The 21,067-nt window shown below is 67.4% G+C and carries 17 protein-coding genes; 9 read left to right on the plus strand and 8 right to left on the minus strand.

The annotated features are described in order from the left end of the window. Window positions 1–65: 65 nt before the first annotated feature. A complete protein-coding gene (locus ACFW01_RS07915) occupies window positions 66–1,652 on the plus strand; it encodes a PQQ-binding-like beta-propeller repeat protein (protein ID WP_384502631.1) in 1,587 nt (528 codons plus the stop codon). Between the two features lie 36 nt (window positions 1,653–1,688). Here the strand turns inward: ACFW01_RS07915 and ACFW01_RS07920 are convergent, their stop codons facing one another. Together ACFW01_RS07920 and eccE are read right to left on the minus strand one after the other, a co-directional pair. Next, window positions 1,689–2,489 (minus strand): hypothetical protein, encoded by an 801-nt coding sequence (locus tag ACFW01_RS07920; protein ID WP_234961458.1) that lies wholly within the window; start codon window positions 2,487–2,489, stop codon window positions 1,689–1,691. After that, complete coding sequence (eccE, locus tag ACFW01_RS07925) at window positions 2,486–3,820, minus strand: type VII secretion protein EccE (RefSeq protein ID WP_384502632.1); 1,335 nt, start codon at window positions 3,818–3,820, stop codon at window positions 2,486–2,488. Before eccE ends, ACFW01_RS07920 begins: the two co-directional genes overlap by 4 nt. A gap of 184 nt (window positions 3,821–4,004) precedes the next feature. Here eccE and eccB point away from each other — a divergent pair, with 184 nt between their 5' ends. Then, window positions 4,005–5,531, plus strand: coding sequence for a type VII secretion protein EccB (eccB, locus tag ACFW01_RS07930; protein ID WP_234961457.1), 1,527 nt, complete (start codon window positions 4,005–4,007; stop codon window positions 5,529–5,531). 96 nt (window positions 5,532–5,627) lie between these two features. Then, the gene (mycP, locus tag ACFW01_RS07935) at window positions 5,628–6,839 is read left to right on the plus strand and encodes a type VII secretion-associated serine protease mycosin (protein ID WP_234961471.1); all 1,212 of its coding nucleotides are present in this window, start codon (window positions 5,628–5,630) and stop codon (window positions 6,837–6,839) included. 25 nt (window positions 6,840–6,864) lie between these two features. On the opposite strand, the gene ACFW01_RS07940 is transcribed toward mycP (ACFW01_RS07935), so the two are convergent. Continuing rightward, window positions 6,865–7,161: a DUF397 domain-containing protein gene (locus tag ACFW01_RS07940; protein WP_234961456.1), complete on the minus strand. Its 297-nt coding sequence runs from the start codon at window positions 7,159–7,161 to the stop codon at window positions 6,865–6,867. Between the two features lie 346 nt (window positions 7,162–7,507). On the opposite strand from ACFW01_RS07940, the gene ACFW01_RS07945 reads away from it, so the two are divergent. The 6 genes from ACFW01_RS07945 to ACFW01_RS07970 all read left to right on the plus strand — a co-directional run bounded on the left by ACFW01_RS07945 (window position 7,508) and on the right by ACFW01_RS07970 (window position 14,204). Continuing rightward, on the plus strand, window positions 7,508–7,840 hold the full coding sequence (locus ACFW01_RS07945; protein ID WP_234961455.1) for a WXG100 family type VII secretion target: 333 nt from the start codon (window positions 7,508–7,510) through the stop codon (window positions 7,838–7,840). A 36-nt stretch (window positions 7,841–7,876) separates the two neighbouring features. Continuing rightward, window positions 7,877–8,188: a WXG100 family type VII secretion target gene (locus ACFW01_RS07950; protein ID WP_234961454.1), complete on the plus strand. Its 312-nt coding sequence runs from the start codon at window positions 7,877–7,879 to the stop codon at window positions 8,186–8,188. A 145-nt stretch (window positions 8,189–8,333) separates the two neighbouring features. Continuing rightward, window positions 8,334–8,837 carry an SseB family protein gene (locus tag ACFW01_RS07955; protein WP_234961453.1) on the plus strand — a complete coding sequence of 168 codons (504 nt, stop codon included), beginning with the start codon at window positions 8,334–8,336 and terminating at the stop codon, window positions 8,835–8,837. Next, window positions 8,834–9,334 carry a hypothetical protein gene (locus ACFW01_RS07960; RefSeq protein ID WP_234961452.1) on the plus strand — a complete coding sequence of 167 codons (501 nt, stop codon included), beginning with the start codon at window positions 8,834–8,836 and terminating at the stop codon, window positions 9,332–9,334. The genes ACFW01_RS07955 and ACFW01_RS07960 overlap by 4 nt, the downstream gene beginning before the upstream one ends. A 23-nt stretch (window positions 9,335–9,357) precedes the next feature. Then, window positions 9,358–13,845 carry a putative T7SS-secreted protein gene (locus ACFW01_RS07965; protein WP_384502633.1) on the plus strand — a complete coding sequence of 1,496 codons (4,488 nt, stop codon included), beginning with the start codon at window positions 9,358–9,360 and terminating at the stop codon, window positions 13,843–13,845. Further along, window positions 13,842–14,204: a hypothetical protein gene (locus ACFW01_RS07970; protein WP_234961450.1), complete on the plus strand. Its 363-nt coding sequence runs from the start codon at window positions 13,842–13,844 to the stop codon at window positions 14,202–14,204. The genes ACFW01_RS07965 and ACFW01_RS07970 overlap by 4 nt, the downstream gene beginning before the upstream one ends. A 480-nt stretch (window positions 14,205–14,684) precedes the next feature. Here the strand turns inward: ACFW01_RS07970 and ACFW01_RS07975 are convergent, their stop codons facing one another. The 5 genes from ACFW01_RS07975 to ACFW01_RS07995 all read right to left on the minus strand — a co-directional run bounded on the left by ACFW01_RS07975 (window position 14,685) and on the right by ACFW01_RS07995 (window position 21,026). Then, a complete protein-coding gene (locus ACFW01_RS07975) occupies window positions 14,685–15,026 on the minus strand; it encodes a hypothetical protein (RefSeq protein WP_234961449.1) in 342 nt (113 codons plus the stop codon). Between the two features lie 338 nt (window positions 15,027–15,364). Continuing rightward, window positions 15,365–17,626, minus strand: a complete 2,262-nt coding sequence (locus tag ACFW01_RS07980) for a DUF6571 family protein (protein WP_384502634.1) — start codon at window positions 17,624–17,626, stop codon at window positions 15,365–15,367. An 11-nt stretch (window positions 17,627–17,637) separates the two neighbouring features. Further along, entirely contained in the window at window positions 17,638–18,069 is a 432-nt protein-coding gene (locus tag ACFW01_RS07985) for a hypothetical protein (RefSeq protein ID WP_234961447.1), read from the minus strand. Between the two features lie 64 nt (window positions 18,070–18,133). Further along, entirely contained in the window at window positions 18,134–19,492 is a 1,359-nt protein-coding gene (mycP, locus tag ACFW01_RS07990) for a type VII secretion-associated serine protease mycosin (protein WP_384502643.1), read from the minus strand. Between the two features lie 31 nt (window positions 19,493–19,523). Next, the gene (locus ACFW01_RS07995) at window positions 19,524–21,026 is read right to left on the minus strand and encodes a WXG100 family type VII secretion target (protein WP_384502635.1); all 1,503 of its coding nucleotides are present in this window, start codon (window positions 21,024–21,026) and stop codon (window positions 19,524–19,526) included. Between the last annotated feature and the right edge of the window lie 41 nt (window positions 21,027–21,067).

Genomic DNA, 21,067 nt, shown 5'->3' on the forward strand with positions numbered 1-21,067 from the left:
TCCGTCGTCCCGTCGCGTTGGTTTCTTGAGAACCGCCGGAATTCCCAGGAAGAAGAGGCCCCCGAGTGAGCTTCGGCCCGCCCCCGTCCATGCCCTCGGGCCCAGCAACTCCGGCGGAACCCACCGAGAACGGGCATGGCCGCCACGGCCCCGACGACAGCGGCGGTCCAGGGCGGAAGGGCCGCCGAAATCCGCTGATCGGGCTGCTCGCGGTGATCCTCGCCGGGGCGTTGGCCACCGGCGGCTGGTTGCTGTGGGGACGCGGCAGCGGAGACTCCGAGGCGTCGGACAAGTCGAGAGCTCCACACGCGCAGGGCCCACTCGACGTCCGCGAGACCGTCGAGAAGCGGCCCGCGAGCATCAACGGCAAGATGGCCTTCCGGTTCTCCGTGGACGACATGAAGCCAGGGGAACATGTGGAGATGCCCGGAATGTGGGCCACGGACCGCATCCTCGCCAAGGGCATCAACAAGACGCTTGTCGGCATGAGCATCGGCACCGACGCCGCGCCGGGCGACGAGAAGTGGCGGCTCGCGCTCGACGGCCCAATCTGCGGCTACACACTCCATGTCACCGGCGACAACCGCACCGCCGTCCTCTTCCGGGCGAACGACTGGGCGGAAGAGGCCCTGTGCAATCAGGTCGCTTTCGTCGACCTCGACGACGGCCGCCTGCTCTGGAAGGAACGATTCCCAGTCTCCCAGTTGGGCCGTGAGTCGGGTGACGCCACGGGCACCGAAAAGGACCGGCCCGGCGTGGCCCTCGCGCACGGCACGGTCGCCGTCACCTGGGGCGGCGGCTCCATCGGGTACGACATGAAGAACGGCGACACCCGTTGGTCCACGACGACGACGGCACCGTGTCAGGACATGGGCGTCGTCGGCGGCCGCGGGCTGATCGTCCGGGAACAGTGCTGGAGCGGGGGCGACCCCCTCTCGGTGGGAACGTGGCGGTCCGCCACCTTCAAGCTGCGCAAGCTGGACCCGGCCACGGGTGAGGCCCTGTGGACGTATTCCGCCGCCGAGGGCGTCCGCAGCCTCCACGTGCCCTCCGCCGAACCGGCGGTCGTCGCCGTCTCCGCCGGTGCCACCGGGATCACCGACCTCATCTCCCTCGACGACCAGGGCCGCAACCGTGCCACCATCAGTCTCCGCAACGGCGCCTACGTGGCCGACTGCACGGACAGCGACTATCTCCTGATCGACGACTGCCCGACCATCGCCGTCGGCAAGGACCAGGTCTTCATCCGCAGCAAGGACCAACTCGAGAAGCAGACGTCCAACTGGATCATCGGCTTCGACCTCGCCACCGGGAAGACCACCAAGAAGTTCGACTCCGGCCCGGGCGCCCTGCTCCACCCGGTGCGCATGAGCGGTGACCGTCTCCTCGCCCTGCGCCTGAGCGACGACCACATCGCACCGAACGCACTCGTCGCCCTGGACCCGAGGACGGACGAGGAGGTGCCGCACCTCTACTTCGGCCTTCCCAGTGAGGCACAGCTGATGACGATGACGGACCAGAACGACATCGTCGTCCAGGACGGGCGCCTCTTCTTCGGTGTCAAGGCCGCGAACGGTCCCGCCGACGCCAAGACCAAGCAATGGAGCTACCTCGTGCTGGGCATCGGAAGCAGCGCACCGCCGCAGTCCTGACGGACCCGGCCCGGAGGGACGGGGCGTGCCCGGTGGTCAGTCCATCCGGCGCGGCATCCCCAGGAGCCCGTTCTCTCCGTCCGTGGGCTGCGTCATCACGTACTGGCGGTCCCGGTCCGCGCACCAGAGGGTCATGCCTTCGGCGAGCGTCGGCAAGGACTCCGTCTCGGCCCGGGAGAGGGTCAGGACGCGCCCCAACTCAGCGGCCTCGTCCGGAGAGACCCGCTGGACGCCCGTCAAGCGTGCCTGACGTATCAGCCGCGGAGCGACCGGGCTGAGATACGGCAACAGCGTGAACACCGACTGCCAGGGGCCGGAGACGACCCGCCCGCGTGGCGGCCGCATGCCGCAGTCCCGCACCACCAGTACCGGCGTGCCCGCCGAAGCGCCCTGCGGCGGCACGCGGCCGACGTCGTACACCGCCAGTCCGTTCTGCCCGCCGCCGATGGCGTGGACCAACTGCGTCCATGCCTGGGGGCGTCCCGTCTCCACCGCGACGCGCGCGCCGGTCGCGGCAGCGCGGAGGGCGATCACCTGGGCGGTCCACAGACCGGCGATGAGGACCACGTCGTACGGGGTGGGCCTGTTCACGCCGAGTACGGCGGGACGGCCCTCGGCGTCCACACCGATGACGACGCCGTCGTCACCGAGGGGCAGCGCGAGCGCGTCCAGTTCCGCGGCCGCGACCGCATGCGCGCCGTGCCGTGGGCCCAACAGCCCGAAACCCCTCAGGAGACGCCGGGGGCCGCGCCGCGGGTCCGGCGACGGGCCGGCCCCGGGCTCGCTTCGTGCCGTCCCGTCCGCGCCGTCGGCCGGCAGGGTGGGCGGAGAACTCATCGCGCGCCTCCCAGGGGCAGCGTGGCCAGCACGCCGGGCAGTTGCTCACGGTCGAGCCGGGCCAGTCCGGCGCCCGACCGCCGGGCCGTGTCCTGCAGCGCCCGCCGAGCGGCGACCAGTTCGTCGTCACTGCGGCCGGTCACCCGCAGGTGCCCGCACAGCGACACCTCCTGCCCGGCGTGCGACAGGCGGAGACTGAAGGTGGTCGCCAGCGCCGGCACCGATGTCACGTCCGCGACGAACTGCGGCAGCGAGGATGCCTGATCACCGCCCAGCTGGGGCCACCGGCGGATCCAGTAGGTGGTGTGCCGACGGTTGTCGCAACGCCAGCTGCGCGCCGACTCGCGGGTCCGCGGCTGGCGCTGCTCGGTGCGTCCCGCTTCCGCGGTCACCAGGGGGTTGGCGCACATCGAGGTGGCGAGAGCCGTGACGAGTTCCTCCTCATCGAGAATGGTGGCGCGGAACCCGGTGCCGGTGAGCCTGCTGGCCAGGTGGTGGGCGGCGCGGGCCACGCACTTCTGCGCTCCGACGAGCCCGCCCCCGCGCGCTGCCACGGCCTCCGTACACAACTCCGGGTCCAGTTTCAGAGCGACCCACGTGAGCCGTACGGCGGGGGTGCCCGTCCGTTCCTGCAGAGGCGCGTAGTTGGCGACCGCCACCGACTGCCGCGGCAGGTGCAGGGCGGGAGCCGGCTGGGTGTGGAGCACGATCTGCGCCGACTCGAGCCGGATTCCGTCCACCTCAAGGGCATCGCGCACGATTCCCAGTGGCAACGGCTGCCGGCTCCGTTCGGCCCGCAGGGCGGTGGCGTCCGCCTCGACCTGGATGACGGCCGTGACGAAGGTGCCGTCCCCGACGACGCCCACCGGACGCCGATCGCGTGCCCCGCAGGAGTAGGTGCGCAGCGCGGGCTCACACTCGAGAGCCGGCACCAGAGCAGGTTCCGTCCCGGGCGGTACGTCCAGGGCACCGGCCCGCCTGAGCCGCTGCCGCAGCCCTTGAGCGGCGGACAACCAGTCGGGGACCGCCCGACCGCGTCGGCGGGCGAAGGCGACCAGTACCAGTACGACGGCGAGTACGGCGCCTGACACCATGGCCACCTGGCCCACGACCCAGCCGACGAGCACGGCGGCCAGAGCGAGTTCCACCAGCAACAGTCGTTGCAGCTTGGACGACCTGCCGCGTCCGGGACGCGCCCTCAATTGAGCGGTGCCCGGAATGGCTCCGTTCGCCGCGGCGGGCGTCCGCCGGCTCCGGTCCGGCGCGGACGTCGAGGGGCTCGGGGCCCGCGTCCGGCCGCGGTTCAGCGGACGTGTCCCGGAAGCCATCATTCAGTTCCCCCGAATCTGCCGAGCCGACGGCTGCAACATGGATGACGCGCACGGCTCTTGAAGACCCGAACACCCTACCCGCCGATCATGGCGGCACCGTCAGCAGGCATAGTAGGGGCCGGTCTGTCAGTACGGGGTGGACGAGGAACCGTCCCCGGACCGGCACGGGGAGAGACGGTCACTCATGACATCACGGCGGGACGAGCTCAACGCCTACACTTTTGCGAAGCGGCGCCTGCTGGCAGCCTTCCTCCAGCCGTCGCCGTCGGGAACGGAGGAGGGCGCCCCCAAACCGTTGCGCACGGTGGTGCCGAGCCTGGTCGCCGGAGCGCTGACCCTGGCCGTCTTCGGAGCCTGGGGCATGTTCCAGCCGACGGCGCCCTCCGGCTGGGACGACCCCGGTGCCCGGGTCATCGTGGGCAGGGAGTCGACAACGCGCTATGTCGTTCTCAAGACGGACGGCGACACACGCCTGCACCCCGTCCTGAACCTGGCCTCCGCCCGGCTGCTCATGAAAGACGGAACCTACGAGGTCGTCCAGGTGAGCGACGACGTCCTCGACTCGGGAGAAATCCCGCGCGGCCCGATCCTGGGCATCCCGTACGCGCCCGACCGGCTGCCCTCCGCCGAAGAGGCCGGCCGGGGCAAGCGCTGGGCGGTCTGCGAACAGCCCGGCGGCAAGGGGGAGACCGTTCAGGAGGCGACGTTCGTCCTCGCCCCGCAGGAGGCCGCGAAGACGGAGGACGCGGGCCGGCTCAAGGGCGGCGACACGCTGTACGTGGCCACCCGCACGGGCGAGCGGTACCTGGTCGACGCCGAGGGAACCGCCTACCGTGTCACGGGCACCGAGTCCGACGCGCTGACCACCGCGCTCGTGGGCTCCCGCAAGCCGCAGCTCGTCACCAAGGAATGGCTCGGCACGCTCCACCAGGGCGATCCGATCCGCTTCCCCCGGCTCCCGCCCGCCATCGGCTCCCCGGCGGGCGTGCCCGGCGCCCTGTCGGCGCAGGAGAACAAGGTGGGCACGGTCCTGAAGACGGAGACCGGGGAGGGGACGAAGTACTACGTCGTCCTGCCGGGCAAGGTACAGCCGATCACCGAGTTCACCGCCTGGCTCCTGATCACCTCACCCCAGACGGCCGCGCTGAACATGAACGGCGAGGCCCGCACCGTGGGCCTGCAGGACTTCACCGCCGACCCCGAGCCGTTCGAGGGCCAGCCGGGCGACTGGCCCGGACAACGTGTCCACCAGGTCAACGCCACCTCCGCGGGAGCGGGACGAGACACGGTGTGCAGCGTCCTCGAGAAGGTGGACTCCGACGGCGACACCACACTCGGCACCTGGGCCGGGACGCAGTACCCGGCCGAGATCACTTCCGGCGGCACGAGCACGTACGTCACCCCGGGCACCGGCCTGCTGTACACGCAGATCCAAGGCGCCGGCACGAACTCGGGTGCGCTGTTCCTCGTCACCGACACCGGCCTGAGGTACGCCGTGCAGGCCAACGGCGACAGCGACGCGGACAGGTCGGACATCGGCACCGACGACGGGAAGAAGACCTCGGACGGCAGCCCGGAGCCCAGCGAGGCACAGGTGAAGCTCGGCTACCAGAACGTACGCCCGGCAAAGGTGCCGCTGGCATGGTCGGAGTTCCTGGCCAAGGGGCCGCGGCTGGACACCAACAGCGCTCGGCAGCCGCAGGGTTCCTGACCCCGTGGGCCGACGCGCGACGTCTGAACTCCAGAACAGCAGTACCAGGACAGGAAAGACGGGGAAGACGTGCAGCAGGCGCTGACGAAGGCACCCATGCTGGCCGCGGCCGTCGCGCTGACGGCGCTGGCCACCTGCTCGCCCGGACCGGTCACCGCACACCCCACGGCCCCGCGGGCTCCTCTCCAGTTGTCCGGCAGCGGCTCGTGCACCTTCCCCAGCGAGCAGGAGTTCAAGGCCCGGCCGTGGCCCCTCCAGCGGGTCCTGCTCGATGAGCTTTGGCAGGGCACCCGCAAGGGCGCGGGCGTACGCGTCGCGGTGATCGACACGGGCGTGGACGACGCGAACCCCCAGCTGGCGAAGGCTGTGGACAAGGTCGCCGGCCTCGACCTGCTCAGCAAGGGCAAGGGGAGCGACCCGACCAACGACGAGGTGGGCCACGGCACCAAGGTCGCGGGCATCATCGCCGCCCGCCCGGCCGAGGGCACAGGCTTCGTGGGCCTCGCGCCGGGCGCCACCGTCATCCCGGTCCGTCAGAACGACGCGGACAGCAGCGGTGATTCGGACTCGATGGCCGCGGCGATCAGACACGCGGTCGCCAAGGGCGCCGACGTCATCAACATCTCCCAGGACACCACTAAACCCCTGGCCGCCACCTCCGAGCTGGCCGAGGCGGTGCGCGCGGCCCTCGCACGAGACGTGGTCGTGGTGGCTTCCGCGGGCAACGACGGCCTCGACGGCAAGCACAAGGACACCTACCCGGCGGCCTTCGACGGTGTCCTCGCCGTGGCCTCCTCGGACCGTAACAACGAGCGTGCCGCGTTCTCCCAGACCGGCGACTTCGTCGGTGTGGCCGCACCCGGCGTCGACGTCGTCTCCACCGTGCCCGGAGGCGGCCAGTGCACGGACAGCGGCACCAGCTTCTCGGCCCCGTTCGTCGCCGGCGTGGCCGCCCTCCTGAAGGAGAAGCACCCGGACTGGACCCCGGCTCAGATCGTGACCCGCATCGAGCAGACGGCCGAGCGCTCCGTCAACGGCCACGACGACTTCGTCGGCTGGGGAGTGGTCGACCCCGTCCGCGCGGTCCAGGCGACGGACACCGGAAAGGCCCCGTCGTCCCCGACCCCCGACCCGGGCGTGACGAGCGCCGAGGCACCGGACGTGGCACCGTTCTCACTGGCGGAGACCCCGGAGGAACGCGATCGCCGTTACGCCGTCTACGCCCTGTCCCTCGGCGCGGGCCTCGTCGTGATCATCTCGGGTGCGGCCGTGGTCCTGCGCGATCTGCGTCGCCGCCGGAGTCCATGACCGCGCCGCGGCACGCAGACCGGCGTCACTCGGCGGCGGTGCCCGTGTCGTCCGGCGCCGGCTCCAGGTCGAACTCCCCGTCCCGCGCTCCCAGGACGAATGCCCGCCACTCCGCCTCGGTGTACCGCAGCACGGTGTCCGGCTCCAGCGACGACCGCATGGCCACGGCGCCGTCGGGCAGGTAGGCGATCTCCACCCGTTCCTCGTGCTCCTCCGTCCCCGGCGCGCTGTGCCACTCCACACCCGAGATGTCGAGCGCGTACAGCTCGTCCCGCTCGCGCTCCTTGCGGGCTTTGACGTCCTCGTCCGGCACCTGGGCCATGGCGGAGGTGTCCTTTCAGGCGGCTTACCAACGATCCCCGGCAACCTTACTGGCCCGGCCCCGCCCTTGGCGGCGCAAGCCGGCGAACGCCGCTCGGCGTCCGGGCCCCCGGTCCGCGACCAGCCCTGAACAGCGCCCTCCGTTGGAACCAACGGATCAACTGACTAGAGTGATCCCGGGTATCACGTGGGGCGTGGTGCCGACACGGGGGCGGTGCGACGTTGCGACCACGCGTCGCGCGGGAGTCGGAGCGGTTCTTGCCCGCCAGGAGAGCCCGGACATCGGTCCGGGCGGACCCGTCGCGGTGGTGACAGCCACCAGTGCTTCAGAGGAGGGGCAAGAGACCATGAGCGTCGATTACAGCGACCAGGACCTGACAGACCTCGCGGACAAGATCCGTACCTTTCACACGGACGTGAGCAGCCGGGTGACATCGCTCAACACCGTCGTGGACATGATCCAGGCGGGCTGGCAGGGCGCCGCGGGCAAGGAGTTCGACTCCGTCCAGCGCGGTGTGAACCAGCACCTGAAGAAGCTGCAGGACAACCTCGTCGACCTCGAAGAGGTCATGCGTATGAGCGTCAAGGGCTTCAACCAGCACGAGCAGGACCGCGTCTCGGAGATCCGCAAGGTGGACAACTCCTACCAGGTGACCAGCCGCATCACCGACCTCGCCTGACCCGAAGCGCCGTACGCAACCGAGGAGAACCGCACAGTGAGCGTCAACTACGACCGCACAGCCGTCAACTACGACACGGTCACCCAGGCCGCCGTTGACGTGCGCAAGACCACCAGAGAGCTGTCCGAGGGGCTGGAGACCCTCATGCGCAAGGTCGCGGCCGTCGCCGAGACGTGGCAGGGCGAGGCGAAGACCGCCTACGGCGAGATCCAGCGCAGCAGCGCCACGGAGATGGACCAGATGTGCCAGAAGCTGGCCCGCATCGCCCAGCTCCTGGACGACTCGGTCATCGGCTACCAGGACACCGACAAGGGCAACGCGGCCCGCTTCCGCATGCTGATGAACTGAGGCCCCGGAACTGCCGGGCTGAGGAGGGAGGCGGCTCGGGGAGCCTCCCCGCATGCGCGCTTCACCACGCACCGGTTCGCAGAGCCGCGTCGTGAAGAGCGTGTGTGATCTATGACCGTATGCGTGCGAACGGGGGCGCGCCGACATGAGGACAGGCAGAGAGACCGACACAACGCCGGACAGACCGCGGCGGCAGCCGGACGACCCGGTGGGCCTGGCGGAGACCGTACGACGGGCGAAGGGCGGGAGGGCCTCTCCCCAGGACGTCTTCGATGCGTTCATCCATGCCCGCGTGTACTGCGAGCGACCAGAAGAACCGGGCTTTTTGACGGTCGCCGCGCTGGAGCTCGCAGCTGGTGACGCATCATCGCGCTCCCGCATCCTCGAACTGGCCATCACCACGTCCTGTCCTGCCCCGCCCCCGACCCGGCTGGTCCCCGTGTTCACATCGCTGGAGCAGTTCGAGCTGTTCACGAGCGAAGGAGCCTGGTTCTCGACGACGGGAGCCGACCTCCTCGACCTGCTGCCTCAGGGACTCGACGTCTGGCTGGACCCGGCCGCCGAGCACGCCGTACGACTCGCCTCGTCCGCCACCGCCGTAGAGCCGGTGCTGCACGTCTCGTACCGTCCCCGGGGCGGTGCGGCATGAGCGACGCACAGGGATGGCTCATTCCGTTGGGTGCAGACGGCGGCGAGTTCAAGTGGGAGGTCCAGTTCCTCCAGTCGATCGCGCGGCCTCTCGAAGAGTCCACGGCCGCCGCCCGGAAGATCGCCGGGGAACGGGCGGAGCACATGTTCGACGACCCTTTCCAGATCACCGAGGACAAGACCGGAGCCGCCGAAGTCACCGAGGCGGCCGGCGATTTCCTCGACAAGTGGTGCCACGGCCTGGGCTGTATCGCCGACGACGCCGACGTGATCGTCTCCGCGCTGGGCGCCACCATCAACGACTTCCTGGTCACCGAGACCAAGACCCGGTACAAGGCCATGATGCTCGAACGGCAGCAGCAGTTCGAGGACGACCACCCCTTCACTTCGTTCGTGGAGGGACACGGAATAGCCGAGAAAAGCACCGAGTTCCGTGGCCGCCTGGAGCCGGTCGACCGCGATGGCCAGGACGAAGGCACCAGCCGGACCCAGAAGTAGTGGCAGGAGCAGGAACACTCAGCATGACGGACAAACGGTTCCTCTTCCGCCGTATATGGATCGCCCCCGAAGACACCGTCCAGGACTGGATCCCTGGCAAACCCGCCGAGCTCGACCGGCTGATCAAGAAACTCGGTGGTGCGGCCGCACACTTCGGCGAGGGCGCGGAACGACTGCGCAAGCTCAACACCGACCCCTGGCAGGGCGAGGCCGCCGAGGAGTTTCGCAAGACGGTCAAGAAGCTGCCCAAGGAACTCGACGGCGCGATGGACGCGTTCGTCGAAGCAGGGGCCGCCGTACTCGCCTACCGCGAAGTGCTGGACGGAGCGCAGCGCCTCACCCAGCAGATCCTGGACCACGAGGCACCCACGGCGCGCGACCTCTCCCGCCAGTACGCCAAAGCAGTGGACGACTACAACGTGGCGATCAAGGGCGGTGACACGACGCTGCCCACCCGGCCGCCCGAGACCGACCCGGGCAGGACCGCGATGGCCGAACTGATCGAGCGGATCAACAGCGCACAGGGCGAGGTCACGGAGGCGGCCGGCGTCGCGAAGCGGACTCTGCACAAGGCTGCCGAGAGGGCCCCGAAGCGGCCGAGTGGCTGGCAGCGCCTGACCGACGGCGCGAAGGAGGGCTGGGACGACCTCGTTGAATTCGGCCTGGCGGTCAACCCCGGCCGGCTGCTGACCGAACCGAAGGCCTACCTCCACGACGGCGCGATGGTCATCGACGGCGGCGTGGGAGCGGTCAGGGACCCGGTCGGCTTCTCGAAGGACGTCTACACGGGAGTGTCCAACACCTGGGACGAGTTCCAGAAGGACCCGGTCCGCATGCTCGGTTACATGGCCCCGAGCCTGGCCGGGGGAGCGGCCTCAAAGGGAGTGGGGAGCCTGGCGCGTCACATGGACGGCCGTAACGCCCTCGGCAGCCCGACCGGCCTCGGTACGGCCGGTGCCCACCTCGACGCGAGCGACCCCGGTTCCCACAGTGATGGCCACGCCACGCAGAACAACCCCACCGACCCGGTCGACCTGGCCACCGGCAAGATGTACTTGCCGCAGACGGACGTGATCCTTCCCGGGACATTTCCGCTGGTGTTCAAACGCCGCGCCGAGTCCGGTTACCGCGCCGGCCGCTGGTTCGGCCCTTCCTGGTCGTGCACCGTGGACCAGCGGCTGGAGATCGAAGCCGACCGCATCGTCTTCGTCCACGAGGACGGTTTGATCCTGGCCTACTCCCACCCGGCCGTCGGCGGTTCGACTCTGCCGACGGAAGGGCCGCGCTGGGAACTCCGGTCCGAGCCCGAGGGCTACACGATCACGGATTCTGCCGTCGGCCGTACCTGGCACTTCACGCAACAGGCGGACGACCATGCCCTGCTGAAGCAGATCACCGACCGCAACGGCAACCGGATCACGTTCGAGCACGAGGCGGACGGCACACCCACGGCCATCTCCCACAGCGGCGGCTACCGGATTCGTATCACCACGGAGGTGGACAGGATCACTGCCCTGCACCTTGTCGGTGCTTCACCCGGCGGGGGCGACCAAGAACTGATCCGGTACGGCTACTCTGCGGCAGGCGATCTCACAGAGGTGGTGAATTCGTCCGGCCTGCCACTCCGGTTCACGTATGACGACGCGGGTCGCATCACGTCATGGACCGACACCAATGATCGTGCCTACACGTACGAGTACGACGACCACGACCGCTGTATCGCCGAGGGCGGCGCCGAAGGCCACATGGGCCTGCGCATCGACTACGCCGGCCGGAACCCCGAGACGGGCCTTCGCACCACCACCGCCACCACGGACACCGGACACGTCTACCAGTACTTCGTCAACGAACTGTGCCAGGTGGTCGCCGAGGTCGACCCGGTGGGCGCGGTGACCCGCTTCGACCGGGACCGCCACAACCGTCTGCTCTCCCGGACGGACCCGCTCGGCCACACCACCCGCTTCACTTATGACGAGGCTGGCAACCTCACCTCGGTCGTACGCCCCGACGGCCGCGAATCCCAAGCCGACTACAACGCCCTCCACCTCCCCACGACGGTCAGGCGCCCGAACGGCACCGTCGCCCACCAGACCTATGACACCCGCGGCAACAGAACATCTCTCACAGCGCCGACGGGGCACACCACCCACTTCGAACACGACGAGCGGGGCCACCTGGCTGCCGTAGTGGACCCTCTCGGCCACACGACCACGGTCCACTGCGACAATGCAGGCCTTCCCATGTCCATCACGGGCCCTCTTGGCGCGACGACGTTCTACGAACGCGACGCTTTCGGACGCCTCGTCACGATCACGGACCCCACAGGAGCAGCGCTCCGCCTGGAGTGGACGGTGGAGGGCCGCCTGGCCCGCCGTACCGCCGACGACGGTACGACCGAGTCCTGGACCTACGACGGCGAGGGCAACTGCACTACCCACACCGATCAACTGGGCGGCACCACACACTTCGAATACACGCACTTCGACCTGCTGACAGCTCGCACAGGCCCGGACGGGGTGCGCTACGAGTTCGAGCACAACACAGAGCTGAACCTCACCAAGGTCACCAACCCACAGGGCCTGACCTGGAACTACACATACGACCCAGCCGGCCGCCTGACCAGGGAAATCGACTTCGACGACCGTGCCCTCACGTACACGTACGACGCGGCAGGCCGCCTGACCTCCCGCAGAGACGCGCTGGGCCGCACCCTTTCCTACGAGCGCAACGTGCTGGGCCAGGTGACTGCCAAGCACACGCCCGACGGAGTCACCACCTACAAGTACGACAAGACCGACAAGCTGACTGAGGCCACCGGCCCCGATGGTACGACCCTGACGATCGACCGGAACCCGCACGGCCGAGTCCTCTCCGAAACGGTCAACAACCGCACTCTTACCCACACCTACGACGATCTCGGCCGCCGCACGGCCCGCACCACCCCTACCGGAGCGACCACCACTTGGACCTACGACGCGACGGGTCGCCGCACCGGCATGACGGCCTCGGGCCGCACCATCGACTTCACCTACGATCAGGCAGGTCGAGAACTGAGCCGGCGCATACGCGAGATGGTCACCCTGAACCACACCTTCGATCCGCTGGGCCGCCTGACAACCCAGTCGGTGACGAGTGCAGACGGCCGCTCGGTACAGCACCGCGCATTCGCCTATCGCGCGGACGGCAACCTGATCGGCATCGACGACCAGCTCTCCGGCCCGCGCCGATTTGATCTGGACTCGACAGGCCGGGTGACGGCCGTACACGCCGCGAACTGGACGGAACACTACGCCTACGACGAAACAGGCAACCAGACGCAGGCCGACTGGCCGACGTCCCATCCCGGCCAGGACGCGACAGGCGACCGCACCTACACAGGCACCCGCCTCACCCGGGCCGGCCGCGTCCGCTACGAACACGACGCCCTGGGCCGCACCACCCTCCGCCAGAAACCCCGCCTCTCCCGCAAGCCGGACACCTGGTACTACACCTGGGACGCGGAAGACCGCCTGACCGCGGTGACCACTCCCGACGGCGCCCGCTGGCGCTACACGTATGACCCTCTGGGTCGCAGAACGGCCAAACTTCGCCTGGCCGAAGACGGCGAGACGGTTCTCGAGCAGGTTTTCTTCACCTGGGACGGCACAACCCTCTGCGAACAGACGACGAGGGCCCCGACCCTCCCGAACCCGGTCACCCTGACTTGGAACCACCGGGGCCTTCATCCCATCACCCAGTCGGAACGCATCACCGCAGCGGACGTCCCTGAACAGGAAATCGACTCCCGCTTCTTCGCCATTGTCACCGACCTGGTCGGCACCCCCACCGAACTCATCGACGACCAGGGCGACATAGCTTGGCGCACTCGCAGCACCATGTGGGGCACAACAACCTGGCCAACGTCCAGCACGACTTACACCCCTCTACGTTTCCCTGGTCAGTACTACGACCCGGAAACAGGGCTGCATTACAACTACTTCCGACACTACGATCCGGAAACGGCGCGGTACTTGACGCCGGATCCGCTTGGGCTGTCTCCTGCAGCAAATCCACAGACTTTCGTCCGTAACCCGCATAGGTGGCGTGATCCACTGGGACTGGCGCCAGAGACGTGTCCGGCGGCCGAGTGGCGTAACGGGGCTGAAGGTCCTCATAACGCTGCGAATGGTGAGCGCCTTCGCGAACAACTTGGTGATGAGGCCGGACCGGTCGGATCTGTTCAGGGAATTGACGACATCATGCGAAATCCCGACGTGCTCAGCGGAGGTGTAACACCGGACCAGGTTCGAGGTGCCCTGGTGAACACACCTGGCTGGAGGGAGGGACGTCTGGGGCAAGGCGATCACGCGGGCCAGGGTTGGGTCCTACGCGAATATAACGAACGAGGTCACCCGACGGGCCGTATGCTCCGGTGGCACCCCGGTGGCGGGCACCATGGCGACGGAGCGTATTGGCGTGTTTTGGACTGGGAAGGCGTTGTCGGCGGCGATGAGGAAGGGATCATCAGATGACAGTGGAAAGGGTTTCACACCAGCTGCGGCGCTCGCTGGTGCACCTGTCGTGGGAAGCAGAAAAACAGGTCGAGTACATCAACCGGTTGTCTGTTGGTCCGGATGAACTCGCGCTCGAATTTGACGATGCCTTTCGTGTCGCTTCTGGCATGGTTAGTGAAGGGTCGCTGCCGGCACCCCTGGGGAACCTCCTGGCGCCGATGGACGAGCTCTTGAGTGAAATGACTCGCTCGACTCAGGATGAATGGAGCATCGACGCGCTAAGCCTTTCGTTGGCGTGGCAACGCCTGCGAATGCTTGCTGTAGAGGTCTTGCGCTACCTCGAGGAAGAAAATGATTTGGGGAGCGAGGTGAAATGAAAGATCGATGGCGGGATGGGTTAAGGGCCCTGAGTAGGTTTAGTGAGATCGAGTGGTTCGGGATTTCGGCGGAGTCAAATTCTGTCTACGGCTATCTTCAGGTGCCACGCATGAAATGGCGCTTAAAGGATCGTAGCGAGCATACGGCGCGGCTCATCGAAGGTGTGGTGAAAGACGCTCCTACACGGGTCGAATGGACACTCGACAGGACAAGAAGGAACTGGGTTCTACTACCCAGTAGGATCATTCTTGAAGCTCAAGGACTCGAGGGCCCTGCGTACTCGGATGTGATCCATCGAATTGCGGCGGACGAGCAAGACTTCTGCCAGAAGGCTCTCTCGGATTTCGACGAAATTGTTACTTGCTTGCAGGAGGTTGTGATGCCGGAAACTCGACCTGGGGGTGCGGAGGGAACTTCTCACGACGCCTAACGCACGCCTTCCGGACCTCTGATTATTGCACTGTGCCCGGGGCTCCGCTTCATGCGCCCGAAGGCATCTTGAAAGTGTCGGGTAGATTGGCGTTGTTCTCACAGCCGAGAGCCTTGATCAGAGCTAGACCGGCGGAGTACGTGATCGCGAGATTGTTCCTCCGGAGCTCTGCGGGCGAACCGTCTGGCTCGTAACGGTTGCTTGTCTCCAGACGCAGTATCGGCGCCTTTTGACTGCCCTCCGCTTCGAATCGCGGGCTGGCACATTTCAGGTACACGACAGCTTTCCGGCTGCTAGCGAGTGCCAGTTCACCCATCTTGTAGGGCGTGAAAGTGGAAGCTACCGCACCACTGTCCGGGACGCCCGGCGCAAACGAGGACGTGATGGTCACGTCGCTGAGGTCCTTCGTGGAGCGGTAGATCCAGCAGAGCCCGACCTCCTTGCTCTCAGCGACCCCGTTCGTCTGATACTCGGAAGCAATTTTTTCCGCTGCCCCGGCGGCACCGTCGTGGGCCGCTGATGTCTGGTAGGAGTCAGTGCCCAGAAGACCGGCTGTGGCCCTCGTCCCCGACTTATCCAGAAAACCTAGGCAATCGCTCTGTACCGTCGGTGCAGGGGTTGCTTCCTCTTTCGTGCCGTCGGACTGGCACGCAGTAGCGCAGAATATGACCGTCAATGCTGTAGCAGTCCATGTCGCAGTGGCGCGCGAAGACATGCGTGACCTTTCCATCAGTCCCCGGTTTCCGGGCGAACGCCCTGCTGGTTCTCGCGATCGGTTCCCTTTCCGTAACCGGAGGTCAGATCGGTTTCCAGATCCTGTGCGAAGTTGCTTTCATCAGGGTTGATCCCCTGGCGTTCCAAGAACTGGGTCATGGGGTAGCCCGCGTTGAACTCGCCCGCCTTGAAGATTTCACGGCGTTGCTCCTGAATGTCGTCCCCACTGTCCTGCTGTTTGGACTCGGCCCAGTCGCCGATGGCGTCTCCGAGCACCTGCTCAAGGAGTGCCTGGCCATGCTCCATGCCCAGCGGGACCAGAGTGCCGGCGACGCCGGCTGCTGCCACCGGAGGAAGGAATGCGGCGCCGGTGGCGATGCCCACCCCGACCCCGAGTTCCATCCACGCACTGCGCTTCTCCAGCGCCTCGTTGTATTCCTTGTCAGCCTTCAGCCCTTCGGCCTCCGCCTGGTCGGCCCGGGACTGGTCCAGCATGCCCTGTACCTCTGCACCGGTCCGCAGGGCCTCACGAACGCCAGGCTCGTTGATGTTTCCGTCGGAGCCGACCTGGTTCTCCATGGTCACGGTCGTGTAGACGCGCTCGGCGACGGCCACTTCGGAGTAGGCGTCCGGGTGCTGCCCCAGGGAACTGAGGAATTGACGAGTACCGTCCATCCCGAACTCTGCGTGCCCATGAGCATTGTCCTTGGGCGCGAACATGCTGTCCGACCTGTTCTCGTTCAAGGCCCAGTTGATGTCGTCGATGTAACCTGCCGTCATACGGCCGATACTCCCCGACAGCGCCTCCTGTTGCTTGAGCAGTCCAGGGTCGCCGTACGTTTCCACGACTTTCGCCATGATCTTGGCACCCTCATCCGTGCGTGCAAGGGTGGGCGTGGAATCGTCATATGCGTGACCGAGCGTGGCAGACTCCAGCGCATGCCCGAGGCTCTCGTAGCCGTATTTGTCGGTATTCCCGTCCTTCGTGCTGTCGTCCGGCCAGTCGCGGTCCTCGGTGAAATACTTGAACGCGTCGACATTCTTGTGGTCGTTCGGGTTGTCGGGTGTGAGGTCGAGCTTGCTGTTCAGGAATTCGGCCGAGGCCTTCGGGTTATGTCCGAGCGCTTCCATGAAACCTGCCATGGGATCCCGGCCAAGGCCCTTGTCGTCCCAATTGAATCTCGGTATCCTGCCCAGGTTCGGCGAGTTCCACACCTGGTCAGGCTTCACTGCTCCCTCGCGGGACAAGCGTCTCTCTGCAGCGAATATCTGGTTCCCGTACTCCTTGAGGAACTGTGTCTCATAATTTCCGTGACGCATCAGGTTGCTCATGATCTGGAAACCGTAGGCAGACGTACCGCGGGTGCGCACGAGATCATCGCCGTACGTGACCATGTCCGACTTCCATTTGCTCATCGCAGGACTGTCGGAATGCGACGCGTTGGCGAGAGTGAGGCCCCAGTTCTCTTGGAGTTTCTTGATCGAGTCCGCATGGTCCAAACCCAGCCGGGAACCGTCGCTCGGATCGCCCATGTCTGCCCAGTAGTTGAGGACACCCTTCGCTCCGACCTCGGCCGCGAAGCGCTCTGCGAAGTGTTGATCGCCCTTGTTGCCCTCGAGGTACTTGTTGAGGCGGTCGATCTCCTTCGCCGTGGCGTCGTCGCCCTTCGCGACGATCTTCGCGGCGGCCTTCGCGTCCTCGGCGTCCTGGGCCTTTCCGGCCTGCTTGAGGGAGTCGTAGTCGGTGCCGGAGAAGTTGTTCTTGTCCTTCCCCACCAAGGTGCGCAGCGCACGCGAGGCCACTTCGTCCGCGTCGTTGGCCTTCTGGACGGCCGCCTTGATGTCGGAACGGACCCGTTCGAAGTCCGCCTCCTTCGGCTCGGGACCGTCGTAGTCCTTCGAGCGGCGGTCCGGGTGGATCAGGTAGCTGACTGTTCCGTCGGAGTCGATGCGGATGCCCTGGTCAGGGGCTGCCTTGACGACCGCCTCGAGTTTCTCCTTGGCAGCCTTGAATTCCGAGTGCGCGTCACGAAGGATGTTCCGGATGCTCTCTGCCTCAGTGGCGGCGTCCCCGAACTCCTTTGCGGTCTTCCTCACGAAAGGCAGGGTGATCCCGGCGTTCTCGCCCTTCCAGTCCGCTTTCTCGGCCTTCTTCAGGAGGCCTTTGCTCGCCTGCTCATCCAGTTTCTTGAGCTTGGTGACCGTGTCCGTCCAGTCGTCGACCGCGTTCTTCAGGCCGCCCAGGCGAGCGTCGAGCAGGTCGTTGAAAGTGACCATGGGTATGAGCCTTACTTGAAGTGCTTGTCGAGTTTCTCGACGGACAGGTTGGTGGCGAGCAGTTCCTCCCGCTTGGCGTGTGTCGCGTTGGTGTCCTCGAGGTGGTTGTGGATGTGAGCACAAGCACTTAGGAGCGCCTCCGCTTGCGACCGCCAGGTGTCCCAGGCGGTCCACAGCGCCGACCCGGTCTTGAAGCCGTCGTCGTCCAGGCTGGTCGACGCGGTGTCGGTCGTGGCACCTGCATGGAAGGCGCCCGTTTCGAAGGCGTGGAACAGCTCCTGAGCCTCGTTCCCGACCGCCTTGAGGTCGGGAGACGTCACGGTGTAGTCGCTGCCACCGCCGCCTCCGCCACCTGACGTCGGCAGCTGGTTCAGTTGCATGCTGCTGTGCTGGCGCGCGGTGGCCGCGCTGCGCACCTGGCCCCACATCTCATCGAATGACACGGCGGTCCTCTTCTGGCGTCACTGACGACTGACTCGTTGGCATACCGGGAGCCCGGTCCATGCCTCAGCCCTGCTGCTGCCCCGGGCCCGGTGTCCCGTGGGGCGGGTACTGCTGCGGAGGGGCGTAAGCGGACGGGGGCGGGGACACCGGCATCGCCGACTGCTCGGCGCGCCGGCGCCGGGTGCGAAGTACGACGAAGGTGATCGCGGCACCCAGGACCACGGCCGCCGCGACGCCCAGAGCGATCCACAGCGCCGTGTCGCTGTCGTCCTCCGAAACGGACCCCGCCGTCCGGGACGCGTCCGGCGCGGGGTTCTCCGCGGCGGCTTCACCGGAGGCGGACGCGGACGCCCCCGGAGACGGGGGCCGGGAGGCCGCCGCCGAGGCGAGGTCGGGGAGAGGGTACTCGTCGGCCGGGCCGGGGTCGCCGGGGTTCTGCAGCGCGACCCGGGGGCGGACGATGCCGTAACCGAAGGACTCGTTGTGAGTCCACTTCTCCTCGTTGCCCTGCATCGTGTTGATCAGGACCCGCAGAACCTGGTTGTTGGTCCAGGTCGGGTGCTTCGACCAGATGAGAGCGGCGGACGCCGAGGCGATGGCCGTGGCGTCACTGGTTCCGCTGGTCCGGCACGCCCCGGTTCCACCGGAGCATGCGTGAACCATGTCCTCGCCGGGAGCGGTGACATCGATCTCCGGACCCCACTCCGAGAAGGTGCTGCGCTTGACCTTCTCATTGATCGATCCGACGGCCACGACACCTGGTGTGGATGCGGGATAGACGGGGCGGTTGGCTCCGTCACCCTCGTTGCCGGCGGACGCGAAGATCAGTTTTCCCTTGCCGACGGCGTACTTCACGGCCGCATCCATCTCCGGAGTGCCGGCGGTGCCCTTTGCGCCTGCCTGTCCCATCGAGATGTTGATGACTCTGGCGTCCGTGTCCGCTGCGAACAGGATGGCCTTGGTCATGTCCCGAGCAGCGCTGTGACTCGCATTGAAGTCCCAACCCTCGATCTTCTCGGGCATCCGGATGGGCAGGATCTTCGCACCCGGAGCCAGGCCCTGGGCACCGCTCTCGTCTCCCTGCGTCGCCGAGCCTGCGATGAGCGCGGCCATGCCGGTGCCGTGGCCCTCGTGGTCGGTGCGCTCGTCGCCCGACTGACTCGAGTAGTCCTTGCCCTTCAGGACTCGCCCCTTGAGACCGGGCAGCGAATCGTCGACTCCCGTGTCGATGACCGCAACCGTGATGCCGCGACCGGTGCTCACCTTCCACATCTCATCGGCGTGCATCGCGTCAAGATGCCATTGGAGATCACGAACCGATTCAGCATGCGCTGGAGTGGCGGCGACGCCGACCAGCAACAGGCCGAGGGCAGCCGAGAGCACTGTGGCAGGGCGCATGTTCCGTCTACTGCTGGTACGCATGACTTTCCTGAGGTTGGCCGGGGTGGGGGGATCACTCCACGACAGGCGGCAACGGGCGGCGCCCGCGCTGCCAGGTCTCTTCGTCCTCGGAGAGATAGTCGGGGCGGTCGGGTACACGTTGATCCCGCTGTCGCGATCGTGTGTCGCCTGCGCGGGGAACGACTCCCGTCGGTCGGCCCTGCACCGCCGCACGGGGCGACTGGGAAGAGCCTGCCGGGCGCGGCAGCCCCGTCCCTCCCGGAGTCATGGGACGACCCATGGGAAGACGACCGTTTTGGGACGCTACGCCACCGGCCATACCACCTGTTTGGGAAGCGAGGCGACGGCCCCCGACCATGCCGTTCTGGCCACTGCCGCTCGGACCACCGGGAAGACCGGGAGTGAGGCCGCGGACCATGGGGGCACGGCCTTGGGGGCTCTGCCCGCCGATGACCGTTCCGCGGGGGATACCTCCGGAAGGACGCCCGGTCGTCGGGGTGATGGGCTTCCCTCCCACGATTCCGCTGTCGCGTGGCGGTGGGACTCGGAGACCTCCTGCGCCCGGACCCTGTGAGGGGGGAAGCGGTGAACGGGGGACCGGTGGCATCCGGCTACTCGTCGGGTTGTTCGTCCCACCACCGCCGTGCTGCAGGACCGGAGGAATGGTGGCGGGCTGCCCGGACGGCGTCTCGGGGCGAGGGGGCGGTGTGTTCGGCCCGGGCTGTGGAGCCGGGGCCGGCCGGTCCGGCAGGGTCGTCAGCCCATCGATGTCCATGCTGACGGGACGACGGTTCTCGGCGGACGTGCTGCCGGGGCCGGGCACGTCCTCTTCCGAGGGCCCTCTGTACGGGTGTGGCTGAACCTCGACTCGAGGGCCGCTGTCCTGGCTGCCCTGGACCATCACAGGTGTGCTCGATCCGGCTCCGGCACGTGAGCCGCCGTGAGGTGCGACGGACACGTACTCGGTCTCGCCGGGTTTCCAGTAGGTGTCGCCCAAGTGAGCACCCGGCGGCGAAAACGTAGGCGGCTCCACACTGTTCACCTGCTGCGCGGAGTACTCATACGTCTGCGCCAGCTTCCGCAGCTGCTGGACGGCCTCGCCCCGGGCCGCCTCCATGCGCTGGTGCGCCGACGTCGCGTCGGCCTGGGCGGTCTGGGCCAGCTTGCGGGCGTCGGGGTCGTTGCGGGCGCCCGGGTCCTGAGCGGCCGCCAGCGTCTTCTTCGCCGCTGCCAGGTCGGCCTTGGCCTGTGTCGTCTCGGACGTGTCCGGCAGCGCTGCCTTGGCCTCGACGACCGCCTGGGCCACCGTGGCCATCCAACGCGAGGCGACCTCGGCGTACTGGCCGAGCCGGAGCGTGGAACTCGCCGCCTGGCCGGCCCAGTCGCGGAAGGTGTCGCCGGCCTCCCCCTGCCATTCGAGGCCCTTGGTGTGTTTCATCAGGTCGTCGCCGATCTTGGTGATCGTCGAGGCGGCCTTGGTGAGCTTGGTCGCGAGGTGCGAGGCGCTCTCCGGGCTGGCCGAGTCGAGGAGGGAGGCGAGCTGCTCGTGGGTCATGGACTCGAAGTTGGTACGGGCAAGCCTGGGCTGCCGCGGTC

It is taken from the genome of Streptomyces sp. NPDC058985, assembly GCF_042740985.1.
Lineage (GTDB): Bacteria > Actinomycetota > Actinomycetes > Streptomycetales > Streptomycetaceae > Streptomyces.